Origin of the sequence: Pseudomonas reidholzensis (assembly GCF_900536025.1) — a bacterium.
Classification (GTDB): domain Bacteria; phylum Pseudomonadota; class Gammaproteobacteria; order Pseudomonadales; family Pseudomonadaceae; genus Aquipseudomonas; species Aquipseudomonas reidholzensis.
In genome coordinates, this window is the sequence record NZ_UNOZ01000013.1 from 759,935 (window position 1) to 784,523 (window position 24,589).

At 65.7% G+C, this 24,589-nt stretch carries 17 protein-coding genes; 8 read left to right on the plus strand and 9 right to left on the minus strand.

Features of this window, described 5'->3' with window-relative positions:
- Positions 1–20 precede the first annotated feature (20 nt).
- Positions 21–2,729, plus strand: a complete 2,709-nt coding sequence (metC, locus tag CCOS865_RS11760) for a cystathionine beta-lyase (protein ID WP_119140884.1) — start codon at positions 21–23, stop codon at positions 2,727–2,729.
- A 297-nt stretch (positions 2,730–3,026) separates the two neighbouring features.
- Here metC and CCOS865_RS11765 read toward each other — a convergent pair whose 3' ends face one another.
- Positions 3,027–4,601: a hypothetical protein gene (locus CCOS865_RS11765; RefSeq protein ID WP_119140886.1), complete on the minus strand. Its 1,575-nt coding sequence runs from the start codon at positions 4,599–4,601 to the stop codon at positions 3,027–3,029.
- A 154-nt stretch (positions 4,602–4,755) separates the two neighbouring features.
- Here CCOS865_RS11765 and CCOS865_RS11770 point away from each other — a divergent pair, with 154 nt between their 5' ends.
- Complete coding sequence (locus CCOS865_RS11770; protein ID WP_119140888.1) at positions 4,756–8,790, plus strand: leucine-rich repeat domain-containing protein; 4,035 nt, start codon at positions 4,756–4,758, stop codon at positions 8,788–8,790.
- Between the two features lie 72 nt (positions 8,791–8,862).
- On the opposite strand, the gene CCOS865_RS11775 is transcribed toward CCOS865_RS11770, so the two are convergent.
- Positions 8,863–9,357 (minus strand): DUF934 domain-containing protein, encoded by a 495-nt coding sequence (locus CCOS865_RS11775; protein ID WP_119140889.1) that lies wholly within the window; start codon positions 9,355–9,357, stop codon positions 8,863–8,865.
- Positions 9,341–10,993, minus strand: coding sequence for a nitrite/sulfite reductase (locus CCOS865_RS11780; protein WP_119140890.1), 1,653 nt, complete (start codon positions 10,991–10,993; stop codon positions 9,341–9,343). The genes CCOS865_RS11775 and CCOS865_RS11780 overlap by 17 nt, the downstream gene beginning before the upstream one ends.
- 226 nt (positions 10,994–11,219) lie before the next feature.
- Between CCOS865_RS11780 and CCOS865_RS11785 the strand changes: the two genes are divergently transcribed.
- Positions 11,220–12,296 carry an ABC transporter substrate-binding protein gene (locus tag CCOS865_RS11785; protein ID WP_119141009.1) on the plus strand — a complete coding sequence of 359 codons (1,077 nt, stop codon included), beginning with the start codon at positions 11,220–11,222 and terminating at the stop codon, positions 12,294–12,296.
- A gap of 273 nt (positions 12,297–12,569) precedes the next feature.
- Here CCOS865_RS11785 and CCOS865_RS11790 read toward each other — a convergent pair whose 3' ends face one another.
- Positions 12,570–12,788: a DUF2970 domain-containing protein gene (locus CCOS865_RS11790; RefSeq protein ID WP_119140891.1), complete on the minus strand. Its 219-nt coding sequence runs from the start codon at positions 12,786–12,788 to the stop codon at positions 12,570–12,572.
- A 182-nt stretch (positions 12,789–12,970) separates the two neighbouring features.
- On the minus strand, positions 12,971–16,678 hold the full coding sequence (gene metH / locus CCOS865_RS11795; protein WP_119140892.1) for a methionine synthase: 3,708 nt from the start codon (positions 16,676–16,678) through the stop codon (positions 12,971–12,973).
- A gap of 186 nt (positions 16,679–16,864) precedes the next feature.
- On the opposite strand from metH, the gene CCOS865_RS11800 reads away from it, so the two are divergent.
- The 5 genes from CCOS865_RS11800 to CCOS865_RS11820 all read left to right on the plus strand — a co-directional run bounded on the left by CCOS865_RS11800 (position 16,865) and on the right by CCOS865_RS11820 (position 22,312).
- Positions 16,865–19,150, plus strand: a complete 2,286-nt coding sequence (locus CCOS865_RS11800; RefSeq protein ID WP_415842638.1) for a fatty acid cis/trans isomerase — start codon at positions 16,865–16,867, stop codon at positions 19,148–19,150.
- 127 nt (positions 19,151–19,277) lie between these two features.
- Positions 19,278–20,312, plus strand: a complete 1,035-nt coding sequence (locus CCOS865_RS11805; protein WP_119140894.1) for an acyltransferase family protein — start codon at positions 19,278–19,280, stop codon at positions 20,310–20,312.
- Between the two features lie 58 nt (positions 20,313–20,370).
- Positions 20,371–20,955, plus strand: a complete 585-nt coding sequence (nfuA, locus tag CCOS865_RS11810; RefSeq protein ID WP_119140895.1) for a Fe-S biogenesis protein NfuA — start codon at positions 20,371–20,373, stop codon at positions 20,953–20,955.
- Positions 20,956–21,221: 266 nt separating this feature from the next.
- Positions 21,222–21,827, plus strand: coding sequence for an SCO family protein (locus tag CCOS865_RS11815; RefSeq protein WP_119140896.1), 606 nt, complete (start codon positions 21,222–21,224; stop codon positions 21,825–21,827).
- 5 nt (positions 21,828–21,832) lie between these two features.
- Complete coding sequence (locus tag CCOS865_RS11820; RefSeq protein WP_119141010.1) at positions 21,833–22,312, plus strand: copper chaperone PCu(A)C; 480 nt, start codon at positions 21,833–21,835, stop codon at positions 22,310–22,312.
- Positions 22,313–22,405: 93 nt separating this feature from the next.
- Here CCOS865_RS11820 and CCOS865_RS11825 read toward each other — a convergent pair whose 3' ends face one another.
- The 4 genes from CCOS865_RS11825 to CCOS865_RS11840 are packed head-to-tail and all read right to left on the minus strand — an operon-like array spanning position 22,406 to position 24,536.
- Entirely contained in the window at positions 22,406–22,633 is a 228-nt protein-coding gene (locus CCOS865_RS11825) for a hypothetical protein (protein WP_119140897.1), read from the minus strand.
- A 39-nt stretch (positions 22,634–22,672) separates the two neighbouring features.
- Complete coding sequence (locus CCOS865_RS11830; protein ID WP_119140898.1) at positions 22,673–23,527, minus strand: AraC family transcriptional regulator; 855 nt, start codon at positions 23,525–23,527, stop codon at positions 22,673–22,675.
- Entirely contained in the window at positions 23,524–23,838 is a 315-nt protein-coding gene (locus CCOS865_RS11835; RefSeq protein ID WP_119140899.1) for an AzlD domain-containing protein, read from the minus strand. Before CCOS865_RS11835 ends, CCOS865_RS11830 begins: the two co-directional genes overlap by 4 nt.
- Positions 23,835–24,536, minus strand: a complete 702-nt coding sequence (locus tag CCOS865_RS11840; RefSeq protein ID WP_119140900.1) for an AzlC family ABC transporter permease — start codon at positions 24,534–24,536, stop codon at positions 23,835–23,837. Before CCOS865_RS11840 ends, CCOS865_RS11835 begins: the two co-directional genes overlap by 4 nt.
- Positions 24,537–24,589 lie beyond the last annotated feature (53 nt).

Genomic DNA, 24,589 nt, shown 5'->3' on the forward strand with positions numbered 1-24,589 from the left:
ACGACCACGGACCGCGTCCCATGAGCCCACGCATCACCCCCGCGCACCTGCATGACTGGCTGTTCGACGGCCAGGAGATCGCCCTGTTCGACGTGCGCGAGCACGGTCAGTACGGCGAAGCCCACCTGTTCCATGGCGTCAACCTGCCGTACAGCCGGCTGGAAATCGACGCCCCGCGCCTGGCGCCCAATCGCGCGGTGCGCGTGGTGGTCTACGACGAGGACGGCGGTGCGCTCGCCGTGCGTGCGCTGCAGCGTTTGCAGGCGCTGGGCTACAGCGCCGTGCATTGGCTCGAAGGCGGTGCGCGCGGCTGGCAGGCTGCGGGCCATGAGCTGTTCGCCGGCGTGCACCTGCCATCCAAGGCGTTCGGCGAGCTGGTCGAGCATGCCTGCCACACTCCGCGCGTGAGCGCCGAGCAGCTGGCCATCTGGCAACGCCAGGGCAAGCCGCTGGTGGTACTCGATGGGCGGCCGCTGGACGAGTTCGCCAAGATGAGCATCCCCGGTGCCACCTGTTGCCCCAATGGCGAGCTCGGCTACCGCTTCGAAGACCTGGTCGCCGATCCGCAGACACCGGTGGTGATCAACTGCGCGGGCCGCACCCGCAGCATCATCGGCGCGCAGACGCTGATCAACCTGGGGGTTGAAAACCCGGTCTATGCGTTGGAAAACGGTACCCAGGGCTGGTACCTGGTCGACCTGCCGCTCGACCACGGCAGCCTGCAGGGTTACCCCGCACACAGCGGGCGCGCGCTCGACCAGCAGCGCAACCGCGCCGAGCGCCTCGCCCGGCAAGCCGGCGTGCAGTGGGTCGACGCCCAGCAGGTCATCGATTGGAACAACGCCACGGAGGGTCAGCCGCGCAGCCTCTACCTCTGCGACGTGCGCACCCCCGAAGAATTCGCCAGTGGTAGCCTCGCGGGCGCCCAGCACTGCCCCGGCGGCCAATTGGTCCAGGGTACCGACCTGTACATTGGCGTGCGGCATGCCCGTGTGGTCCTGTTCGACAACGATGGCGTGCGCGCCCCGGTCGTGGCCAGCTGGCTGCGGCAGATGGGCCACCAGGCTTACGTGCTCAAGGATGCGCTGGCCAGCGGCGTGGGCCTGGCGCCGCCGCAACCGGTAGCGGTGACCCTCGCCGAGGCACAGTCGAGCGAACTCGACGGCGCCCAGCTGATCGACCTGCGCGCGAGCAGCGCGTACCGCAAGCGCCACCTGCGCGGCGCGAAGTGGTCGAGCCGGGTGCGGCTGGCCGAGCAGGTCAGCGGCAGCCGGCAGCGCCTGGTGTTCATCGCCGATGATCCCCAGGTCGCTGAGCTGGCGGTCAGCGAACTGCCAAGCCAGCAGCGTGAGTCAGCCCGGCTGTTCCCACAGGCCGCGCTCGGCGACTGGCCGCAGGTCGACAACGATTTCAGCCTGGCCGATGCCGACTGCATCGACTTCCTGTTCTTCGTCCACGACCGTCATGCGGGCAACAAGGACGCCGCCCGCCAGTACCTCGCCTGGGAGACCGGCCTGATCGCCCAGATGAGCGACGCCGAGATCAACAGCTTCAGCCCCCTGAGCGCCGACCAAGGCCTGGCCACGCGGCTGCTGCATGCCGGCCGCAATCCAGCGGGGCAGGGCGCCCAGGGCGTCAATGTGCCGGTCAGCCGCCTGAGCACGGTGCTGTTCGACAGTGTCGAGCAGATGCGCGACGCCCGCAGCCGCCGCGACCACGAGCGGGTGCTGAGCTATGGCGCGCGGGGCAACCCCACCGCGTTCGCCCTCGAAGACCTGGTCAGCGAACTCGAAGGTGGCTACCGCAGCAAGCTGTACGCCACCGGCCTGCAGGCCATTGCCCAGACCTTCCTGGCCTACCTGCGCCCCGGCGATCACCTGCTGGTCAGTGATGGCGTGTATGGCCCGGTGCGGCGCCTGGCGCGAGACCTGTTGCAGCCGTTTGGCGTGCAGGTCGAGTACTTTGCCGCGGATGGCCAAGGCCTGGCGCAAGCCTTCAAGCCCAACACCCGCATGGTCTACAGCGAAAGCCCAAGCTCTTTGCTCTACGAACTCAACGACCTGCCCGCCATGGCGGCCTTGTGCAAAGCGCGGGGCGTGTTGCTCGCGGTCGACAATACCTGGGGTTCGGGTTACCTGTACCAGCCGCTGGCGCTGGGCGCGGACATCTCGGTGATGGCACTGACCAAGTACCTCGGCGGGCACAGCGACGTGATGATGGGCAGCGTCTGCACCACCCGCGAGGTGTTCCCGGCGTTGTCGCGGATGAGCGACACCTTTGGTTGTACCGTCAGTGCCGATGACGCCTGGCTGGTGTTGCGCGGCGCGCGCACGCTGGCTAGCCGGATGGCTGTGCATGAGCGTCAGGGGCTGGAAATCGCCCAGTGGCTGCAGCGCCGTGAAGAGGTGGCGCGGGTGTTCCATCCGGCCTTGCCGGGGCACCCCGGGCATGACCTCTGGCGGCGGGATTTCAGCGGCAGCAACGGCCTGCTCAGCTTCGAGTTCGCAGCGCCGGGCGCCGCGCGGGCGGAGGCCTTCGTCAATGCCTTGCGCCTGTTCGGCATTGGCGCGTCGTGGGGCGGTTACGAAAGCCTGGTGACCCTCGCCGATGTCCGCGAGCGCACCTTTGCGCCCCAGCACGCAGGTGCCTTGGTGCGCTTGCATGTGGGGTTGGAGGATGTGCGTGCGTTGCAACGGGATCTGGACCAGGCGCTGCGCATTGAAGTTTGAGTAGCAGGCTTTCAGGGTGTTTTGACATTGCACTTGGCTTGAGATCGCTGGGGCTGCTGCGCAGCCCTTTCGCGACACAAGGCCGCTCCCACAGTTACTGAGCAGGGCTCGCAACCGTGTGGGAGCGGCCTTGTGTCGCGAAAGGGGCGCGCAGCGGCCCCAGCTTTACTGAAAACCAAGCGCAAATTGCAGGTTATCGGCGGAGCCAGTTCTGGGATCACCAACGGTTGGGTAAAGCGCACGCTGAGAAGTACAGCGTGCGACCTTTGCCCGGTGGTGACTCAGTGCAGCGTGGCCTCAGCGGGCGATGTCCGCCGGGTTGGACTGCAACTGCCAGCGGCTGCGCAGCCCCTGCAGGGTTTCATCGAGGATCGAGGCATCGTTTGCCTGGCGGGCCAGGCGCTCGTCGCGGAAGGCATCGGTGAGCAGGTTGAGCAGGTCATGGGTCTCGGTCGCCGAGGTCGGCGTGGTCACGTCATCGACGAGGTCGGCATTGACGTAGGTGCGCACGCGCTCGCTCTGGCTGGCCTGCTGGGTGGCACTGGCCTGGACCAGGCGGTTGTTCTCATAGGCCAGACGGGTGCTGCTGCTCGATTGATCGTTGATCTCGTGATAACGGTAATTTTGCGACTCTTTGTCGAGGCCCAACTGCATGTTGGTCAACGGGTTGAGGCCTTGGTGGTAAGCCGCTTTCAGCCCTGCCTGTTGCTCCTGCTGCACCGAGCGGTTCACGCCGCCAGCGTTCTTGATCGTGGTCGACTGCGAGGCCTGGTACTCGAAGCGGTCCGACTCCTCCAGGCGCATCGGGTTGCTGTGCTGGGTCGGCTGGCTGATCGACGCATTGAAGTCGGCCAGGCCGCTGAGCAGGGCGCGGTCGGTGGCGCTGAGCAGCGAGACGCGCTCGCTGACCGCCTGCTTGCGCTCATCGACGGCATTGAGCTGGGTGAAGGCGTCCTTGAACAGGCCCATCAGGTTGGCGTCGCCCTTGCCGCGTTTCAGCGCGGCGTCGAACTGGCTCAGGTAGCTGTCGATCGCCGCCTGGCGCTGCGCGGTGCTGCCGAGCAAGGCCGCACTCGGCGTGTCGAGGTTCATCTCTACACGGCCGGACGGGCCATTCAGGGCCAGCTTGCGGGCGCTGTCGTCGAGGCTCAGGTCAAAGGTCTGCAGTTCGCCGCTGACCACCAGGCTGGCGTTCAGTTGCAGCGAGCTGAACAGCGACGAGTCGAGCTTGACCAGGTTGCCCAGCTGCAGGCGCGGTGGTACCTGGGTCAGGCCGTCGATGGCCGACTGGAAGTCGTCGGCCATGGCCGCCAGGCCCTCGAGTTCTTCGCTGCTCAGCTCGCCATTGTGCACGTCGGCGATGACCGACAGCCCCTTCTCGCCGCTCGCCAGGGACAAGCTGATGGTGGCACCGGAGGCCGTGGTGAGGTTGAACGAGAGGCTGCTGGCCGGGTGCGCGCGCAGGTGCTCCAGTTGCAGCTTGAGCACCCCGGCGTCGGCTTGCTCGGTGCCCACGGTCAGCACCGATTGCGAGATCGATTTCCCGCCGTTGGCCGCCAACTGGGCGAGCAAGGCTGCGCCGAGGCCTTTGAAGCGCCCGCCGGCGCTGGCCGATGCCTGGATGTTGTCGAGCAGGGTCGAGCTCAGCTTGTCGGTGCTTTCGTGTTCAAAGGCGTAGCGGACCTGCGCGCCACCCAGGGTGCCGTTGGCGGTGTAGATCGGCGGCGGCGCCGTGACGGCCTCGCCCAGGGTGACTGAGGTGCTCGGCGAGGTCTGGGTGGTGCTGACCGCCTGCTCGATGGCCTTCACCTGGACCGACACCGCAGGGGTGTAAACCGGTGGCAGGGATTGGGCAGCTGTGATCGCGTTCATTGTCGGCTTCCGTGCAGATCCTGGACTGTAACCCTTGATATCGGCCTGCCATCAGAAAACCTGAGCGGTGATTGTCCAGGCATTGACATAAGTACTGCCCGCCCCGGGCTGCTTGCTGGTCTGCTGAGGTTTTTCCAGCAAGGATCCACGCGCCATGAACGCAGACCTGTTCCACCCCGATAGCGTCGATGCGCTGATCGCCAGTCGCTTGCCGGCCTGGCTGACCGGCGCGTCCACCGAGCGCCTGGGCAAGCTGCAGCAGAGCCTGCAGCGGCAACAACACAGCCAGCATGAGCTGGCGCAGGTGTTTGCGCGAATCACCCCGCTGCACAGCTTCGCCGCGGCGTTGCTGAACCGGGCTTTGCTCGAGCGGCACCAACTGACCCTCGACGTGCGCCAGGTCAGGCTGCGTCGGACCACGGTCATTGCCAGTGCACCGGTGGTGCCCGGAGGGCTGGGTAACACGCTGGAGGAGCATGACGAGGTCACGCTGTTGGCCGCCGCACTGCACAACTTCACAGGCAGCGAGCTGGCGCCGAGCACTGCCCTGAGCAGTGCCGTGCTGGTCAATGCGCGGGGTGAGGTGCAACCGCTGTCGGCGCAGGCGTTCATCACGACCTGCCGCGCCCTGGACATTGGCAGGTTGTACCAGGAGCACCTGCAAGGCGTGTTGTCGCCGCCTGGCGAGGCGGGCAGGGCGGTCGAGGTAGTGCTTGAGCGGAGTGCGCGCACCGGCCTGGAAGCGGCGGTACGCGTGGCCACGCTGAAGGGCGAGCTGGATGAAGCCAGTTACTTCCAGTTTCTGCCTCTGCTGGCGACAGCGCCTGTGGTGCCCTCGGATTCCGCGGCCCTGCGGCCCTGCGGCTTTCGCCTGCTGGGCAAGCAGGTGCGTGGCGCGGTCGGCTTCGAAGTGCGCCGTGGTACCACCCTCGAAGGCGTGATCCTGTGGATGCCCGACGACCCGCAGGCTGCGCTCAGCCGTCACGATTCCTGGGCGGCGGTGTTCCAGGCGCTTGGCCGGCGTTTTCAGGTGCCCGGCTATGCGGCGTATTTCCAGCGTTTTATCAGTGAGCGTGACCGTAACGCGTTCAGTGAGGCGCTGGCGGGCCTGTTGAATAGCGCCAGCGGCGTTGCCCCGATCGAACTCGACGGCCGTCAGCAGGCCTTTACCGCGGCGCTGTTTACCCAGCTGCGCACGACCCGCCTCGACACCCTGCGCGACGATGCTCGGGTGCTGGCCACGCCCACTGCCGATGCAGACCGCCAGGCGCGTGAACAACGCCTGGCTGGCTACCAGCGCCTGGGCCTGAACCTGTTGGCACTCGCCAGCGTGTTCGTGCCCGGGTTGGGCTTGCCGCTGATGGGCATCGCTGCCGCGCAGATCGCCGAGGAGGTCTACGAAGGCTATGCCGATTGGCAACTGGGCGATCGCCAGGGCGCGCTGGATCATCTGTTCGGCGTCGCCGAAAACCTCGGTCTGACGGCCGCGGTGGCGGCGGTCGGGGTGGTTGCGGGCCGCTTGGTCGCACGTTCGTCGTTCGTCGACGGGCTGGTGCCGGTGCTCAAGGACGACGACCAGCTGAAGCTGATCAGTGCCGAGCTGCCAGGCTATGCCCTGCCTGACCGCGCGCTGGCGATCGGCGAGCGGGTCAGCGGGGCGGACGGCATGTACCTGCGCACGCATCAGGCGACCTACCGGGTGAGCGAAGACGCCGCCAGTGGCGAGCTGCGTATGCACCATCCACGGCGTGCCGAAGCCTATGCGCCGCTGCTCGAGGACAACGGCGAGGGGGGCTGGCGGCATGAGTTCGAGACGCCGCGGCACTGGCAGGGGCCTGGTGTGTTGATCCGCCGCCTGGCCAGCGACCTGGCCGGCCTCGATGATCAAGGCGCCGAGCGCGTGATGCAGAGTATCGGCTTTGACGAAGATCGCCTGCGCCGCCTGCACCTGGAGCAGGCGCCGGCGCCGGCACGCTTGCGCGATGCGGCGCAACGCTATGGCTTGCATGGGCAGCAGCCAGCCCTGAGCGGCACGGCCTTCGAGCAGCAGCTCGCTGCGCTGCAGGCAACGGACGGGGCCGCCGAGCAGGTGCTCCGGCGCGATTTCCAGAGCCTTTCGGCAGGTGGCGCGCGGGAGATCGTGGAGCATGCCGCGCCCGCGCAGGTCGAACAGATGATCGCAACCCAGCGGGTACCGCTGGCGCTGGCCACTGACGCGCGCTGGTTCATCCGCGACAGCCGTGTGGACCGCGCCTGTGCCGGTTTCTATCAGCCGAGCGCAGTCAATCCTGACACTGAACGGCTCGCCCTGGGCTTGATCGACGGCTGGGCGCCATGGCCTGCGACCGTGCGCGTCGAACTGCGTGACCAGGTCGGTAGCGGTGAGCTGCTCGCCCAGGCTGGCCCAGCCGATGCCACCGAGGTGGTGAGCATCGTCAAGGGCGCCACCGGCTACCAGGCACTGGCGGCGTCAGGCCAGGCACTGCCGCTGGCGGCGGGAGATGACAGCCTGTTCCAGGCCCTGTGGCTGCACCTGGGCACCGCGCAGAAGCGCCTGATGCTCGGCGACGGTGACGCCGCCCAAGCACTGGCCGAAGCCTTGGGCCGGCGCGCCGCTGGCCAGCGCGAGGGTGCCGAGGGGTTGCTCGGCATGGCGCCGCAGCCAGGCAGCGTGCGCCCACCGGTGCGGTTCGCTGATGGGCGGCTGGGCTATCGGCTGAGCGGCGGCGAGCCTGAGCGGGTGATCAACGGCCAGGTACTCAGTGCCGATGATCGTCGGGCGCGCCAGTCGGTGCGCGCCGGCGTGCGGCAGTTGTTTCCGCATTGGGACGAAGAAGACCTGGCCTGGCTCGCTTATGAGCTGACCCGCAGGCCCGGCCGGACCCTGTGGACGGCCTACAGTGAGCTGGCCCGCCAAGTGCGCAGCCTCAGGTTGAGCCTGCGCCTCTGGCGCGGCGAGCCGACAGCCCCAGGCTATACCCGCCGGCTGCGCGCTGGCTTGGTGATCCGTCAGGCCTGGCAGCCGACCTATGGCGCAACGGCCAACATCACCCTGGCCCTCAGCGGCGAGCGGATCGGCAGCCTGCCCGATCTGCCGCCCGGGCTGGGTTTCGGCCATATTCGCCACCTGATCCTGCGCGACCTGGGCTTGACCGCCGTGGCGGACACGTTCCTGCAGCGTTTCGCCAATCTGCGCACCCTTCAGCTGGGTGGCAATCAGCTCACGGCCTTGACCGGCCTTGAGCGGTTTACCGGGTTGACCCGGCTGAACCTGGAGAACAATCGCCTGGCCACCGTTGCCGGCCTGGCGCAGTTGCCGCTGTTGACCCAGCTCAGGCTCAATGGCAACCGCCTCAGTGAACTGCCAGGGCTCGGCCAGTTGCCCCAGTTGACGGTATTGGCACTGGAGGACAACAGGCTTGCCGCGCTGCCCGGGTTAGGCCAGCTGACCTTGTTGACCGAGCTTGATCTTGCAGGCAATCGGTTTGCCACGGTGCCGGCGGGGCTCGAGCGCTTGATCAGGTTGCAGTACCTGGGCCTGAACGGCAACGCGCTGACCGCCGTCCCGGCCGAGATCGGCCAGCTGGCCCAGCTGACTCAGCTCAACCTGCGCGGTAACCGGCTTGGTGCGTTACCGGACGCCCTGGCGAACCTGACGGGGCTGGTGCACCTGCACCTGGCGGACAACCGGTTCACTACCCTGCCGACGCTGCTCGGCAGCCTTACCGAACTGCGCATCCTCAACCTCAGTGCCAATCAGTTGAGCGCGATTCCGCCAGGCCTGGAACGCCTGCGCAACCTCACCGAGCTGTACCTGGGCAACAACCAGATCGTGGTGGATGTGCTGGGCGGCCAGCGCCTGGAGGCCTTCAGCCACCTGCAGACGCTGAGCCTGAACGGTAACCCGATCGGTATGTTGCCGCCCTTGCGCAACCTCGACCAGTTGCGCCACCTGACGTTGCGCGCGACCGGGCTTGATGTGCTGCCGCTGGCGTTTCTGCAGCGTCATCCCGAGTTGTACGTCGACCTTGCCGACAATGCGATCGGCCAATTGAGCGAGGAGGCGCTGCTGTGGATCCGCCAGCACCCGAGGCGGGTCGAGCTGCGGAACAATCCGCTGGATGCCGACTCCCTGGCACGCTTGCAGGCGGTGCAGGCGCAGTGGGACACCTTGAGCAGGCAAGGCTAGGGCGGGGGATTTTGCTGGAGGGTGTTGGACAGTATTGCACCGAGCCGCAGGGCGGCCCGGTGCAACCTGGGGTCAGCGACGACGGAACAGCGGCAGCGGTTCGTCAGTGGCGGCCTGGTAGGTCACCGAGAAGTCCTTGAGGCCTTCGAGGGCGTCGGCCGGGTCTTTGTCGGCGCGGATGGCGAAGGCATCGAAACCGCAACGGGCCAGGTAGAACAGCTGGTCGCGGAGGATGTCGCCGATCGCGCGCAGTTCACCCTTGAACTGGTAGCGGTCACGCAGCAGGCGCGCATTGGAGTAGTTGCGCCCGTCGGTGAAGGCCGGGAAGTTCAGGGCGATGACCTGGAAGTGGCCGACGTCGTCACCGATTTCTTCGGCTTCTTCGTCGCTGTCCAGCCACACCCCGAGGCCGCCGTCGCGGGCCTTGAGGGCGTGGGCGTGCTCGCGCCACAGGTGCAGCGGCACGATGTAGTCGTCGCAGTTGCTCAGCTCGTCAAGGGTGACTTCCTTGGGCAGCAGGTGCCAGGTTTCGTCGACGAGCTGGTTGTTCTTAATGATTCGCTGCATAGACGCGCTCCTTGAAGGGGTCGATGCCGATACGCTGGTAGGTGTCGATGAACCGCTCGTCCTCGGTACGTTTTTCAACGTAGACGTTGATCAGCTTCTCGATCACATCGGCCATTTGCTCATAGGCGAACGACGGGCCGAGGATCTTGCCCAGGCTGGCGTCGCGCGCGGCGTTGCCGCCCAACGAGACCTGGTAGAACTCCTCACCCTTCTTGTCGACACCCAGGATGCCGATGTGGCCGACGTGGTGGTGACCACAGGCGTTCATGCAGCCGGAGATGTTCAGGTCCAGCTCGCCGATGTCGAACAGGTAGTCGAGGTCATCGAAGCGGCGCTGGATGGACTCGGCGATCGGGATCGACTTGGCGTTGGCCAGCGAGCAGTAATCGCCACCCGGGCAGCAGATGATGTCGGTCAGCAGGCCGATGTTCGGCGTGGCGAAGCCTTGGTCGCGCAGTTCCTGCCACAGCGCGTGCAACTGACGCTGCTCGATGTCGGCGAGGATGATGTTCTGCTCGTGCGAGGTCCGCAGGAAGCCGAAGCTGTAGCGGTCGGCGAGGTCGGCGACGGCGTCCAGCTGCTTGTCGGTGAGGTCGCCAGGGGCGACACCGGTGGGCTTCAGCGACAGGGTCACGGCCACATACCCAGGGCGCTTGTGGGCGCGGGTGTTGCGCGAACGCCAGCGGGCGAAACCGGGGAATTCCTGGTCCAGCTCGGTGTAGTCGACGTTGTCCAGGGCCAGGTAGGCCGGGTCGACGAAGTGGCGCGAGACACGCTCGATTTCCGCTTCGGTCAGGGTCGTGTTGCCGCCACGCAGGTGGGCCATCTCGGCCTCGACCTTCTCGGCGAACACTTGCGGGGTCAGGGCCTTGACCAGGATCTTGATCCGCGCCTTGTACTTGTTGTCACGGCGACCGTAACGGTTGTACACGCGCAGGATGGCGTCGAGGTAGCTGATCAGGTCCTGCCACGGCAGGAACTCGTTGATGAACGCGCCGACCACCGGGGTACGCCCCAGGCCACCACCGACCAGCACCCGGAAGCCCAGTTCGCCGGCTTCGTTGCGCACCGGCTCGAGGCCGATATCGTGCACTTCGATGGCGGCGCGGTCTTGCTCGGAGCCGTTGATGGCGATCTTGAACTTGCGCGGCAGGTAGGCGAATTCCGGGTGGAAGGTGGTCCACTGGCGGACGATCTCGCACCACGGGCGCGGGTCGATCAGCTCATCGGCGGCGACGCCGGCGAACTGGTCGGTGGTGGTGTTGCGCAGGCAGTTGCCGCTGGTCTGGATCGCGTGCATCTGCACGGTGGCCAGTTCAGCCAGAATCTCTGGGATGTCTTCCAGCGCCGGCCAGTTGTACTGCACGTTCTGGCGGGTACTGATGTGCGCGTAACCCTTGTCGTAGTCGCGGGCGATCTTCGCCAGCAGGCGGACCTGAGTCGAGTTGAGCTGGCCGTAAGGCACGGCGACGCGCAGCATCGGTGCGAAACGTTGGATATAAAGGCCGTTCTGCAGGCGCAGAGGGCGGAATTCTTCTTCGCTCAGCTCACCGGCCAGGTAGCGGCGGGTCTGATCACGGAACTGCTTGACGCGGTCCTCGATGATCCGCTGATCGTACTCGTCGTATACGTACATAAAAGTCCTGTCTCAGGCTGCATGCAGCTAATCGCGCGCACGGCCGCGCACTCCCGTTCGGAGCCGGGGAACGATATCAGGTTGTATTTATGCGCTAAAGTGATGTTTTTGCATATGAAAAGAACCAAATGGACTAAGTGAGACTGACTGGCATTTATTCGCCTTATGGGGCGTGCGGTTATACTCGGTGGTTTGCCTTGGCGAGATCGACTCGATGCTCAACGTGCTGTTGCGAACCCTGGGCCAGGGCTTGTGCCTGAGCCTGTCGCTGGTTGCCGGTGCGCAGGCGGCGTCGGTGGTGTTTCTCAACCCGGGCTCGGCCAGCGAAAACTTCTGGGCCAACTATTCGCGGGTCATGCAGGCGGCGGCAACGGACCTGGGCCTGGACTTGCGCGTCGAGTACAGCGAGCGCAGCGCCGAACGCGCCCTGCGTCAGGCGCGTGCGGTGCTCGACGGCCCGCAGCGGCCAGACTACCTGGTGCTGGTCAACGAGCAGTACGTGGCCCCCGAGATCATCCGCCTGTCGCGGGGCAAGGGGGTCAAGCTGTTCATGGTCAACAACGGCCTGACTCCGGCGCAGACCAGCAGTATCCAGGCGCAACCCGGCAAGTACGCGCCCGTGCTGGGCACCCTGACCGCCAACGACGAGGAGGCCGGTTACCGCATGCTGCGCGAGATGGCCGCCTTGCTGCCACGCTCGAACGAGCCGGTCGACCTGGTGGCGTTTGCCGGGGTCAGGATCACGCCGTCCTCGCAGCTGCGCGAAAACGGCATGCGCCGCGCGCTTGCCGATCTGCCGCAGGTGCGTTTGCGCCAGGTGGTGTACGGCGGCTGGAGTCGCGAGCGCGCGTATGAGCAGGCGCAGCTGCTGCTGGAGCGCTACCCGCAGGTGCAGCTGGTCTGGTCGGCCAACGACGAAATGGCCTTTGGCGCCATGCAGGCGTTCGAGGAGGCCGGGCGCAAGCCCGGTGTCGATGCCATTTTCAGCGCGGTCAACAGCTCACCCGAGGCGCTGCGTGCGCGCATCGAGGGGCGCCTGGGGGTGTTGATGGGCGGTCACTTCACGGTTGCGGGGTGGGCCATGGTGATGCTCCGCGACGATGCCCGGGGCTTGCCGATCAACCCGGACGGTCGCAGCGAGTACAGCCTGCCGGTGCTGAAGTCGGTCGACCCGGCCATGGCACGGCGCTGGCTCAAGCTGCAGCCGAAGGGCGGCTATGGCATCGACTTCAAGCGTTACAGTGCCGAGGGGCGCGCAGCCGATTACCGATACCCGTTTCTGACGTCACCGGTCGACTATTGAAAGACCCTGCTTGAGGGAAGGGCATTGCTGGACTTAACTGCTGGTGGTGAAGTGCATTCCCATAATCACTACAAGAGGCAATGCAATGGGTAATTCCACCAAGCTCCGCAAGCCTGACAGCAGTGTCGATGCCTGGGCGATCCTGTGCCTGATCGTGCTGGTCGTAGTCACCGCCGTGTATTGGGTCAGCCACCAGTAACGCATTAAAAAATTCAGACCGTGAATGAAACCTGAGCCGCCCGTGGAAGGGGACTTCCATGGGCGGCGTGCGTTTCAGCGGGCAGTGAGGTGCACGGCCAGCTGCACCAGGCCGATCAGCACGAAGATGAAGATCAGGGTGAACAGCGCGCCCAGGGCGATGAAGTGGCTGGCCTTGCCATGGTTGAAGTCGCGCGCGCGGTTCTTGCCGCTCTGCACGCCCAAGGCCGCGGCGAGGATGCTGTGCAGCATTTGCCAGAAGGTCGGCGGTTTGCCTTCGCTGGGGTCGTCCATGAGGGGCTCCTGAAAAGGTTCAGAGGCAATCAGGGACAGTGTAGACCTTCAGGTTTTGGGGCTGCTTTGCAGCCCATCGCAGGCAAGCCAGCTCCTACCGCGTTCGCGCGGAACCTGTAGGAGCGGCGGTGCGGCGATCCGACTTGCCCGCGATGGGCCGCGCAACGCGGCCCCAATTCCACTCAGTTGTCGTAGCCGAGGTTCGGCGCCAGCCAACGCTCGGTGACGTTCAGGTCCTGCCCTTTACGGGCGCTGTAACGCTCGACCTGGTCCTTGTCGACCTTGCCCACGGCAAAGTACTGCGCCTGCGGATGGGCGAAGTACCAGCCGCTGACCGCCGCCGCCGGGAACATGGCGAAGTGCTCGGTGAGGAACACGCCGCTCTGGCCGGTCTCGCCGATCGCCGTGCCATCGAGCAGGCGGAACAGGGTTTCCTTCTCGGTGTGGTCCGGGCAGGCCGGGTAGCCTGGCGCCGGACGGATCCCGCTGTACTGCTCCTTGATCAGCGCGTCGTTGTCCAGCTGCTCGTCGCGGGCATAGCCCCAGTGCTCTTTACGCACTTGCGCGTGGAGCCACTCGGCGCAGGCCTCGGCCAACCGGTCGGCCAGCGCCTTGACCATGATCGAGCTGTAGTCGTCGCCCTTGTCCTGGTACGCCTTGGCCACTTCCTCGGCACCGATGCCGGCGGTGGTGATGAAGCCACCCACGTAGTCGGTGACGCCGCTGCCCTTGGGCGCGACGAAGTCGGCCAGCGACAGGTTCGGCTTGCCATCGGGCTTGATCGTCTGCTGGCGCAGGTGGTGCAGGGTGGCCAGCGGCTGGCCGTCGTCGCCATACACCTCGATGTCGTCATCCTCGACCTGGTTGGCCGGCCAGAAGCCGAACACCGCACGGGCGCTGATCAGCTGCTCGTCGATCAGTTTGTCGAGCATCTCGCGGGCATCCTGGTACAACGCCGTGGCCGCCTCGCCGACCACTTCGTCGGTGAGGATGCGCGGGAACTTGCCGGCCAGGTCCCAGGAAATGAAGAACGGCGTCCAGTCGATGTATTCGGCCAGGACCCGCAGGTCGATGTTGTCCAGCACCTTGACGCCGGTGAAGGAGGGCACCGCCGGGGTGTAGTTGGCCCAGTCGTATTGCGGCTTGGCGGCAATCGACTTGGCATAGCTCAGGCGCTCGGTGCGGGCGCTGCGGTTGGCCGTGCGCTCACGGACGTCGACGTATTCCAGGCGGGTCTTCTCGACGAAGCCGGGCTTCAGCTCCTTGGACAGCAGCTGGGTGGCCACGCCCACCGCGCGCGAGGCGTCGGTCACGTAGATCACCGCATCGTTGGAGTACTTGGGCTCGATCTTGACCGCGGTGTGCGCCTTGGAGGTGGTCGCGCCACCGATCATCAGCGGCAGGTGGAAGCCCTGGCGCTGCATTTCACGGGCGACGTGGACCATCTCGTCGAGCGACGGGGTGATCAGGCCAGACAGACCGATGATGTCGCACTTCTGCTCGCGGGCGGTCTGCAGGATCTTCTCGGCCGGCACCATCACGCCCATGTCGACGATGTCGTAGCCGTTACAGCCCAGCACCACGCCGACGATGTTCTTGCCGATGTCGTGCACGTCGCCCTTGACCGTGGCCATGAGGATCTTGCCCTTGGCCTCCGGCTTGTCGCCTTTCTCGGCTTCGATGAACGGGATCAGGTGCGCCACCGCCTGCTTCATCACGCGGGCCGACTTGACCACCTGGGGCAGGAACATCTTGCCCGCGCCGAACAGGTCGCCGACCACGTTCATGCCGCTCATCAGCGGCCCTTCGATGACCTCGATCGGGCGCGCGGCCTGCTGGCGGCACTCCTCGGTGTCTTCGACGATAAAGGCGGTGATGCCTTTGACCAGCGCATGTTCGAGACGCTTGCCGACCGGCAGCGAGCGCCACTCTTCGTTTTCCACTTCCTTGACGGCGCCGCCACCCTTGTAGTCATCGGCGATCGCCAGCAGGGCGTCGGTGCCTTCCGGGGTGCGGTTGAGCACCACGTCCTCGACCCGCTCACGCAGGGCCGGCGGGATCTCGTCGTAGATCTCCAGCTGGCCGGCGTTGACGATACCCATGGTCAGGCCGTTCTGGATCGCGTGGTACAGGAACACCGAGTGGATCGCTTCACGCACCGGGTTGTTGCCGCGGAACGAGAACGACACGTTGGACACGCCGCCCGAGGTCAGTGCGTGCGGCAGGTGATCGCGGATGTAGGCGCAGGCTTCGATGAAGTCCACGGCATAGTTGTTGTGCTCTTCGATGCCGGTGGCGACGGCGAAGATGTTCGGGTCGAAGATGATGTCTTCGGCCGGGAAGCCGACTTCGTTGACCAGGATGTCGTAGCTGCGTTTGCAGATCTCGCGCTTGCGCGCGGCGGTGTCGGCCTGGCCGACCTCGTCGAACGCCATCACCACCACCGCGGCGCCATAGCGCTTGCACAGGCGGGCGTGATGCTTGAAGGCTTCGACGCCTTCCTTCATCGAGATCGAGTTGACGATGCCCTTGCCCTGGATGCACTTGAGGCCCGCCTCGATCACTTCCCACTTGGAGGAGTCGATCATGATCGGCACGCGGGAGATGTCCGGCTCGCCAGCGATCAGGTTGAGGAAGCGGACCATGGCGGCCTGGGAGTCGAGCATCCCTTCGTCCATGTTGATGTCGATCACCTGGGCGCCGGCCTCGACCTGCTGCAGGGCGACTTCCAGCGCTTCGGTGTAGTTCTCTTCGCGGATCAGCCGGGCGAACTTGGCGGAGCCGGTGATGTTGGTCCGCTCGCCGACGTTGACGAACAGCGACTGGCGATCGATGGTGAACGGTTCCAGGCCCGACAGGCGACAGGCCTTGGCGATCTCGGGGATCTCGCGCGGTTTGTACTTGGCCACGGCCTCGGCAATCGCCTGGATGTGCCCCGGGGTGGTGCCACAGCAACCGCCGATGATATTGAGGAAGCCGCTGGCGGCGAACTCTTCGACCACTTCGGCCATTTCTGCCGGGGTCTCGTCGTATTCACCAAAGGCGTTCGGCAGGCCGGCGTTGGGGTGCGCCGAGACGTGCGTGTCGGCCTTGGTCGACAGCTCTTCGAGGTACGGGCGCAGGTCCTTGGCGCCCAGCGCGCAGTTGAGGCCGACGGAGATCGGGTTGGCGTGGCGCACCGAGTTCCAGAACGCTTCGGTGGTCTGCCCGGACAGCGTCCGCCCGGAGGCGTCGGTGATGGTCCCGGAAATCATGATCGGCAACTCGACGCCGTCGTCCTCGAACACTTGCTGCACGGCAAAGATCGCCGCCTTGGCGTTCAAGGTGTCGAAGATCGTCTCGATCAGGATCAGGTCGGCGCCGCCGGCGATCAGGCCGCGGGTCGACTCGATGTAGTTTTCCACCAGCTCGTCGAAGGTGACGTTGCGGTAGCCGGGGTCGTTGACGTCGGGCGAAATCGAGCAGGTGCGGCTGGTCGGCCCGAGCACGCCGGCGACGAAGCGCGGCTTGTCTGGCGTCTCCAGGGTCTTGGCGTCGGCCACCCGGCGGGCGACGCGCGCGCCCTCGAGGTTCATCTCGTAGGCCAGTGCCTCCATGCCGTAGTCGGCCTGGGAAATCTGCGTGGCGTTGAAGGTGTTGGTCTCGAGGATGTCGGCGCCAGCGTCCAGGTAGGCCTTCTCGATGGCGGCGATGATATCCGGCTGGGTCAGCAGCAACAGGTCGTTGTTGCCTTTGATGTCGCTTGGCCAATCGGCAAAGCGCGTGCCACGATAGTCGTGTTCCTCGAGGCGGTAACTTTGGATCATAGTGCCCATGCCACCGTCGAGGATCAGTATGCGCTCCTTGAGTGCGTGCTGGAGTGCTTGGAGACGAGCGCTACGGTCGGACATAGGACTACCTGGTCGGGCGAATAACAGAAGGTGCGGAATAATAGCAAAGCTGCGCGGATTTTAGGCATGCCCAGCTTTTGCATGAATTTCTCTCATGTTCACGCACCCCGCGACCCGGTAGTCAACCGTGATGGCAACCCTTCAATCCAGGACATTCTGCACATGCTGCATCGCTGTTTACTTGCCATGGCCGGCACCCTTGCCCTGATGATCAGTGGCATGGCACTGGGGCAAGCCGCGCAATCGAGCCCGGCCATTTCCTACACGCGGGACATCCAGCCGATCTTTACCGCCAAGTGCGTGGCCTGCCACGCCTGCAACGACGCGGCCTGCCAGCTCAACCTGGGCAGCGCCGAGGGCGCCCAGCGCGGCGCCTCCAAGGTGCCGGTGTACCAGGGCGACCGTAGCAAGGCAGTGCCTACCACGCGGCTGTTCTACGATGCCCACAGCGAGCAGGCCTGGCGCAAGCAGGGCTTCTATTCGGTGCTCGACGGCCAGGGCAGCCAGGCGGCCCTGATGGCGCGCATGCTCGAACTCGGCCACAAGACCCCGCTGACGCCCAATGCCAAGCTGCCGGATGACATCGTGCTGGGGCTCAACCGCAACAACATGTGCCCGCTGCCGCACGAGTTCGACGCCTATGCCGGCGCCCATCCCAAGGAGGGCATGCCGCTGGCGGTCACCGGCCTCACCGACCTGGAATACCAGACCCTGCAGCGCTGGCTGGCGGCTGGTGCCCCGGTCGAGGTGCAGCCGCTGCAGCCGAGCACGGCCGAAGCGCAGCAGATCGCCGAATGGGAAGCGCTGCTCAACCGCCCCGGCTCCAGCGAAGCGCTGATCGGCCGCTGGTTGTACGAGCACCTGTTCCTGGCCCATGTCCACTTCGTCGGCGGTGAGCCGGGGCACTTCTTCCAGTGGGTGCGCTCGCGCACGCCAAGCGGCCAGCCGGTCGACCTGATCGCCACGCGCCGGCCCAACGACCCGCCGGGCACCGACTTCTATTACCGGCTGATGCCGGTGCAGGGCGTGATCGTCCACAAGACCCACATCACCTACCCGATGGGGCCGCAGAAGCTCAAGCGGGTCAAGCAGCTGTTCTACAGCGGCGACTGGCATGCCACCTCGCTGCCCGGCTACGGCCCACGCCACCGGGCCAACCCGTTCGAGACCTTCGAGGCGATCCCGGCAGTGGCCCGTTACCAGTTCATGCTGGATAACGCCGAGTACTTCGTGCGCACCTTCATCCGTGGCCCGGTGTGCCGTGGGCAGATCGCCACCGATGTGATCCGCGACAACTTCTGGGCGCTGTTCCAGGAACCGGCCCATGACCGCTACGTCACCGACGCCACCTACCGCGGCGCGGCCACGCCGTTGCTGGCGATGCCGGGGCAGATCGACGACGTCGGCAGCGTGCTGAGCCTGTGGCACGCCTACCGCGACAAGCGCAACGCCTACGAGAAGCTGCGCCGCGAGGCCTATGCCGAGATGCCGGCGCCGAGCTGGTCGAGCCTGTGGGCGGGCAATGACAATGCCTTGCTGAGCATCTTCCGCCACTTCGACAGCGCCACGGTGAGCAAGGGCCTGATCGGCGATGTACCGCTGACCACCTGGCTGTTCGACTACCCCTTGCTGGAGCGCACCTACTACCAGCTGGCGGTCAACTTCGATGTGTTCGGCAACGTCTCGCACCAGTTGCAGACGCGCCTGTACTTCGACCTGATCCGCAATGGTGCCGAGGTCAACTTCCTCCGGCTGATGCCCGCCGACCAGCGCGGTGAGATCCTCAGCGACTGGTACCAGAACAGCGGCAAGGTGAAGATGTGGCTCGACTACGAAGACATCGACACCGATACCCCGAGCGGGCTCACGCTGGACGAGCGCGACCCCAAGCGCGACTTCGGCTTGAAGCTGCTGCAGCGCACTGCCAGCCTGAATGCCACGCCCGACCCGATCAACCGCTGCCGCGGCGCCTACTGCTCGCGGCCGCAGATGAGCGCCCAGTTCCGCGATGTCGAGCAGAGCCTCAGCCGCCTGGTCTCGCGTCCTGCGGCCGGCTTGAAGGTGATCGGCCAGCTGCCCGAGGCGACGATGCTGCGCATCGAAGGGCAGGGCGGCCAACGTCAGGTCTACAGCCTGCTGCGCAACCGCGCGCACAGCAACGTCGCGTTCCTCACCGGCGAGGCCTACCGCTACCAGCCGGGGCTGGACACCCTGACCCTGTACCCGGGCGTGCTCAGCAGTTACCCCAACTTCATCTTCAACATCCCGGCCAGCGATGTGCCGGAGTGGGTCGAGGACATGGAGGCGGCGCGGGATGACCCGGCGAAGTTCGAGCGCATCGTCATGCGCTGGGGCGTGCGCCGCAGCCACCCGGAGTTCTGGCGCTACTTCCATGACCTGACGAGCTTTATCCAGGAGACCGATCCGCTGGAGGCCGGCGTGCTCGACATGAACCGCTACGAGAACCTCTGAGATGACCGCCGGGAAGATCACCTGATCTTTCCTGGCATCCTGCGGTCCGACTGACTGAGTGGTCCCGGCTATCGCCATCGCGGTGTGTCGCCGGGGCCTGAATGCACCAGGACAAGCAGGGCATTGCATGCTGTATTCGCTTCAGGCACTTCGGGCGTTCGCCGCCTGGGTGGTGGTCTGCCACCACTTCATGCAGATTTTCTTCGACTTCCACGCCACCGGCCCGGTCGGCCAACTGCTCGCCGATCGCGGCGCGGTCGGGGTGGATATCTTCTTCGTCATCAGCGGGCTGGTGATCTACCTGTCGACCCGCGACAAAGACATCGTCCCCAGCCAGTTCCTGCTCAACCGCGCACTGCGGATCATCCCCGCGTACTGGTTCTACACCGTGCTGATGGCGCTGCTGCTGTTGGCGGCCAGCCGCTGGATGCCGCACCAGGTGTTCGACTGGCAGCACCTGCTGCTGTCGTTGTTGTTCATCCCGGCGGAAAACCCCGGTGGCTATGGTCTGTACCCGACGCTGAACGTCGGCTGGACACTCAACTTCGAGATGTTCTTCTACCTGCTGTTCGGCCTGGCCTTCCTGGTGCGTCAGCGCCACCACCTGCTGCTGGTGACCGCCGCATTGCTGCTGGTCAGCGAGGTGCTGGGCCGGCTCGGGCTGCTCAGCCGCTTCTACAACAACGACATCATCTACGAGTTCCTGCTGGGCATCGGCCTGGGCGTGCTGTACCACCGCGGCCTGGTGCGCGAAGGGCTGTGGCTGCCGCTGGCGCTGCTGGGCCTGGCGGGCTTTGCCCTGTATCACCTGGACGCCTCGCAGCGCCTGCTGCACTGGGGGCTGCCGAGTGCGCTGGTGGTGCTCGCGTTCATTTCGCTGGAGCCGTATTTCCGCGGCAACCAACTGCTCAAGTCGCTCGGCGACTGCTCGTATTCGGTGTACCTGATCCACGTGCTGGTGCTGTATGCCGGCTGGTTCGTCAGCCAGCGCTTCAACCTCAACCCGTACCTGGTGTTCGCCTTCTGCGTGCCGTCCATTGGACTTATGTCGTGGCTCAGCTACCAGTGGCTGGAACGCGGCCTGTACCAGCGCATGCAGGCCTGGTTCGCCGCACGTTCGGCGCAGGAAGCGCCGCTGGCGCTTTCCCGAGTCAAATGCTAGGACTTTGTTCAGGGCCTGGGTTGGCGTACACTTGCCGGCAAGTCTGTGAGGAACTTCCATGAGCGCTATAACCATTACCGACGCCGCCCATGATTACCTGGCCGATCTGCTCTCCAAGCAGAACACCCCGGGTATCGGCATCCGTGTTTTCATCACCCAGCCAGGCACCCAGTACGCAGAGACGTGCATTGCCTATTGCAAGCCGGGCGAAGAGAAGCCCGAGGACACTGCCCTCGGTCTGAAGAGCTTTACCGCGTACATCGATGCGGTCAGCGAGCCGTTTCTGGACGACGCGCTGGTCGACTACGCCACCGACCGCATGGGTGGCCAGCTGACCATCAAGGCGCCGAACGCCAAAGTGCCGATGGTCAACGAAGACAGCCCGGTCAACGAGCGGATCAACTACTACCTGCAGACCGAGATCAACCCCGGACTGGCTAGCCATGGCGGTCAGGTGAGCCTGGTCGACGTGGTCGAAGACGGCATTGCCGTGCTGCAGTTCGGTGGCGGCTGCCAGGGCTGTGGCCAGGCCGACGTGACCTTGAAGGACGGCATCGAGCGGACCTTGCTCGAGCGCATTCCAGAGCTCAAGGGCGTGCGTGACGTGACTGACCATACCCAGAAAGAGAACGCCTACTACTAACAGAGTAGGGTTCGATTCGGCCTCATCGCGGGCAAGCCCGCTCCTACCTGTAGGAGCGGGCTTGCCCGCGATGAGGCCCGCGTCTAGCAACAATCTGTTACTGATTCAACCCCCGCGACAACAGGTCGCAGCCGCGGAATTCAAGGCCTGCAGCCCCATCACCCGCTTCGTCGGGTAGAACACCATCAGGTGTCGTGCCAGAATGCCCCGGATTTTTTGACCGGCCCTGCCCAGGGGCTGGCACCTTTCCTGTAAAGGATGGTTCCATGAATGATCTGTTGACCCGGCGCGCGGTTGTCGCCGGGATGGGCGTACTCGGTCTTGGCTTGCTGGCAGGTTGCAACCCGGCCCGCGGGCTTGATTTCAAGTACGGCAAGAACATGAGCAACGAGATCCTCGGGCGTTCTTTCCGCCTCAAGGACACGCAAGGCAACGTGCGTACCCTGTCGAGCTTCTACGGCACGATGCCGATGATCTTCTTCGGTTTCACCCAGTGCCCGGCGGTCTGCCCGACCACCCTGGCGCGTGCGGCGCAGATCAAGAAGCTGATGGGCCGCGATGCCGGCTTCCTGCAGGTGGTGTTCATCACCCTGGACCCCCAGCGCGACACCCCCGAAGTGCTCGACGCCTACGTCAAGGCGTTCGACCCCTCGTTCACCGCGCTGACCGGCACCCCCGAGGAAATCGCCGCGGTGGCCAAGGAGTTCAAGGTGTTCTACGAGAAGGTGCCCGCGGGTGATACCTACACCATCTCGCACTCGTCCACCAGTTACGTCTACGACTCGCGCAGCACCCTGCGCCTGAGCCTGGGGCACTCCTTGAACGCCAAGGAATGCACAGAGGACCTGCTCACCCTGATGGAGATCTGCTAATGGCAATTTCGTTGCAACCGCTCAAGCGCGGCCTGGCCGCCGTGGCCCTGCTGGGCATGGCCCTGCCGGCCCTGGCCGACACCACCGTGAGCGACGCCTGGGTGCGCGCCAGCGTGCCGCACCAGCAGGCCACGGGTGCCTTCATGGTGCTGACCGCGAGCACCGACAGCAAGCTGGTCGGCGTTGCCTCGCCGGTGGCCAAGACCGTCCAGGTGCATGAAATGACCATGAACGGCGACGTCATGGGCATGCGTGAGGTCAACGCGGTCGAGTTGCCGGCGGGCAAGCCGGTGAGCCTGGATCCGAATGGCCTGCACGTCATGCTCATGGGGCTGCACGATCAGGTCAAGGAGGGCACCCAGGTGCCGCTGACCCTGACCATCGAAGACGCCAAGGGCGTCAAGCAGACCCTCGAGGTGCAGGCGCCGGTCAAGCCGCTGACGGCCGAAGCCGGTGCAGGGCATGACCACGCTCACATGCACTGACAGCCAGCGCTGAGCTGTACGCACAAGGCCGCGTCGGCAGGGACTGCACAGTCCTCTGCCGACGCGGCCTTGTGCCGTCGAGCGCCGGTGAAATCAGCCGCGAAAGCGCGGCAGAGGGCGATCGATGGTCAGCGACGTCAGGGTCTTGCGCACTTGCGCTTCTTCAGCCTCGATGGCTTTCAGGCTGTCGCGAATCTTGCCGGCTGCGGGCACATCGCCCTGCCGGTCGATCCATTCGGCGATTTCCTTGCACGCACTGGTCAAGCGGGTTTGGCGCTGGTTCATCAGCGTCAGAAGGGTGTTGAGCTCTTTTGCGGACATGACAGGATCCTCCGTTCAACCCTGTCAGTGTAGCAGCGCCTAGCGCACGTGGCGGTTGCCCGGGAGGGGCAGGCAGGCACTGCGATAGGCCCCCGGCGTCACCCCGTAGGCCTGCTTGAACTGCCGGTTCAAGTGGCTCTGATCAGCAAAGCCCAGGGCAAACGCCACCTCGGCGGCGCCCATGCCGCGCTTCAACAACTCCCTGGCCCGCGCCAGGCGTCGTTGCTTGAGCCAGGCGTGTGGCGGCAGGCCTGTGGCCTGGCGGAACACCCGGGCAAAATGGAACGGCGACAGGTTGACCGCCGCTGCCAGCACCTCCAGCGAGGGTGGGTCGGCCAGCTGGCTCTCCAGCAACTCGCGCGCGCGCGCCACGGCCACAGGCTCATTGCCCGGAGCGCGGGCCTCGGCACCGTGGCCGTGACGCTGCACCAACGCCAGCACGGCGTGGCGCCAGGCGGTCTGCTGTTCGAGGGCGCTGGCGCCGGCTTCGGACAGCTGATGCAGCTGGCTGAAGGCCGCGGCCAGGCCTGGGTCGTGAATCACGCTCTGCTGGAAGTGCGGCAGGCCATGGCGGCCCAGTTCCAGCTCGTCGAGCACGCCGGTGACCCGCGCGTGTTCCGGGTAGAAGCCGCGATAGCCCCAGCCCGCCTCATGCGCGGTGGCGCCGGTGTGCAACTCGTCGGGGTTGATCAGGACCATGCTGCCGACCGGCGCCAGGTGTTCGCTGCCGCGATGCCAGAAGCGCTGCGCGCCCGATTCGATCACGGTGAACACGTACCCCTCATGCACATGCGGGGCGAAGCGCTGCTGGTAATAGCGCGCGTGCAGCATCTCCACGTCGCCAAGTGCCGGCGCCTGCCAGAGGTGGGTGCGTTCGCGCAGGGGCGTGCTCATGCCAGCCAGCTGCGCAGCAGGAAGAAGATCAACATGCTCACCAGCATGCTCAGCAACACGCTGCGGGTCAACAGCACCAGGGCGATGGCCACCAGCGAGCCGAGCAGGTAGGGATTGCCCAGGCTGAGGTCGAGCTGGTGCCCCGGCAGGAAGATGATCGGCCCGCAGATCGCCGTGAGCATGCCGGGCACGGCAAAGCCGAGAAACTGCCGCGCGTTGGAACTCAGGCGCAGCGGCAGGCGCGGTTCGAGAAAGGCATAGCGGTTGAGGAACACCACCACGCCCATGGCGACGATCAGCAGCCAGATCATGCGCGTGCTCCCGCGAGTTTCTGGCAGGCGAAGCCCGCCGCCATGCCCAGCAGGCCGGCGGCGACCAGGGCGGTTTCCCACTGCCAGTAGCTGAACAGCACTGAACAGCCCAGCGAGACCGCCACGCAGACCACCGTCGGCAGGTTGCGCACCACGGGCGCGATCAGCGCGACAAAGGTCGCGACGATGGAAAAATCCAGCCCCAGCTGGTCGAGGTGAGGAATGTTCTGGCCGAGCACGATGCCGGCCAGGGTGAACAGGTTCCAGGCGACATAGAACGTCAGGCCTACGCCCAGCGCGTACCAGCGGTTGAACTGTTGCGGGTCGTAGTGGCTGGTCAGGGCAAAGAACTCGTCGGTCAGCAGGAAGCCCAGGCCCAACCGCCAGCGCAGTGGCTGGCCAGACAGCACGGGGCGCATGGACAAGCCGTAGAGCAGGTGCTGCGAGGTCAGCAGCAGGGTGGTGAGGAGGATCGACAGCAGGCTGGCGCCGCCCTTGAGCATGCCGATCGCCACCAGTTGGGCGGCGCCGGCAAAGACGATCGCCGACAGGCCCTGGCCTTGCCAGGGGCTGAGGTTGGCTTCGATCGCCATGGAGCCGGCCAGCAGCCCCCACGGGGCAACGGCCAGGGACAACGGCAGGATGGCGAGAGCGCCGTGGAGAAAGGCGGTACGGGCGATGGGCGGGCTGCTGGACATGGTGGCTGCAAGGGTCGACAGGGCAGAGCAGCATGGCAGAGGCGGGGGGTGGC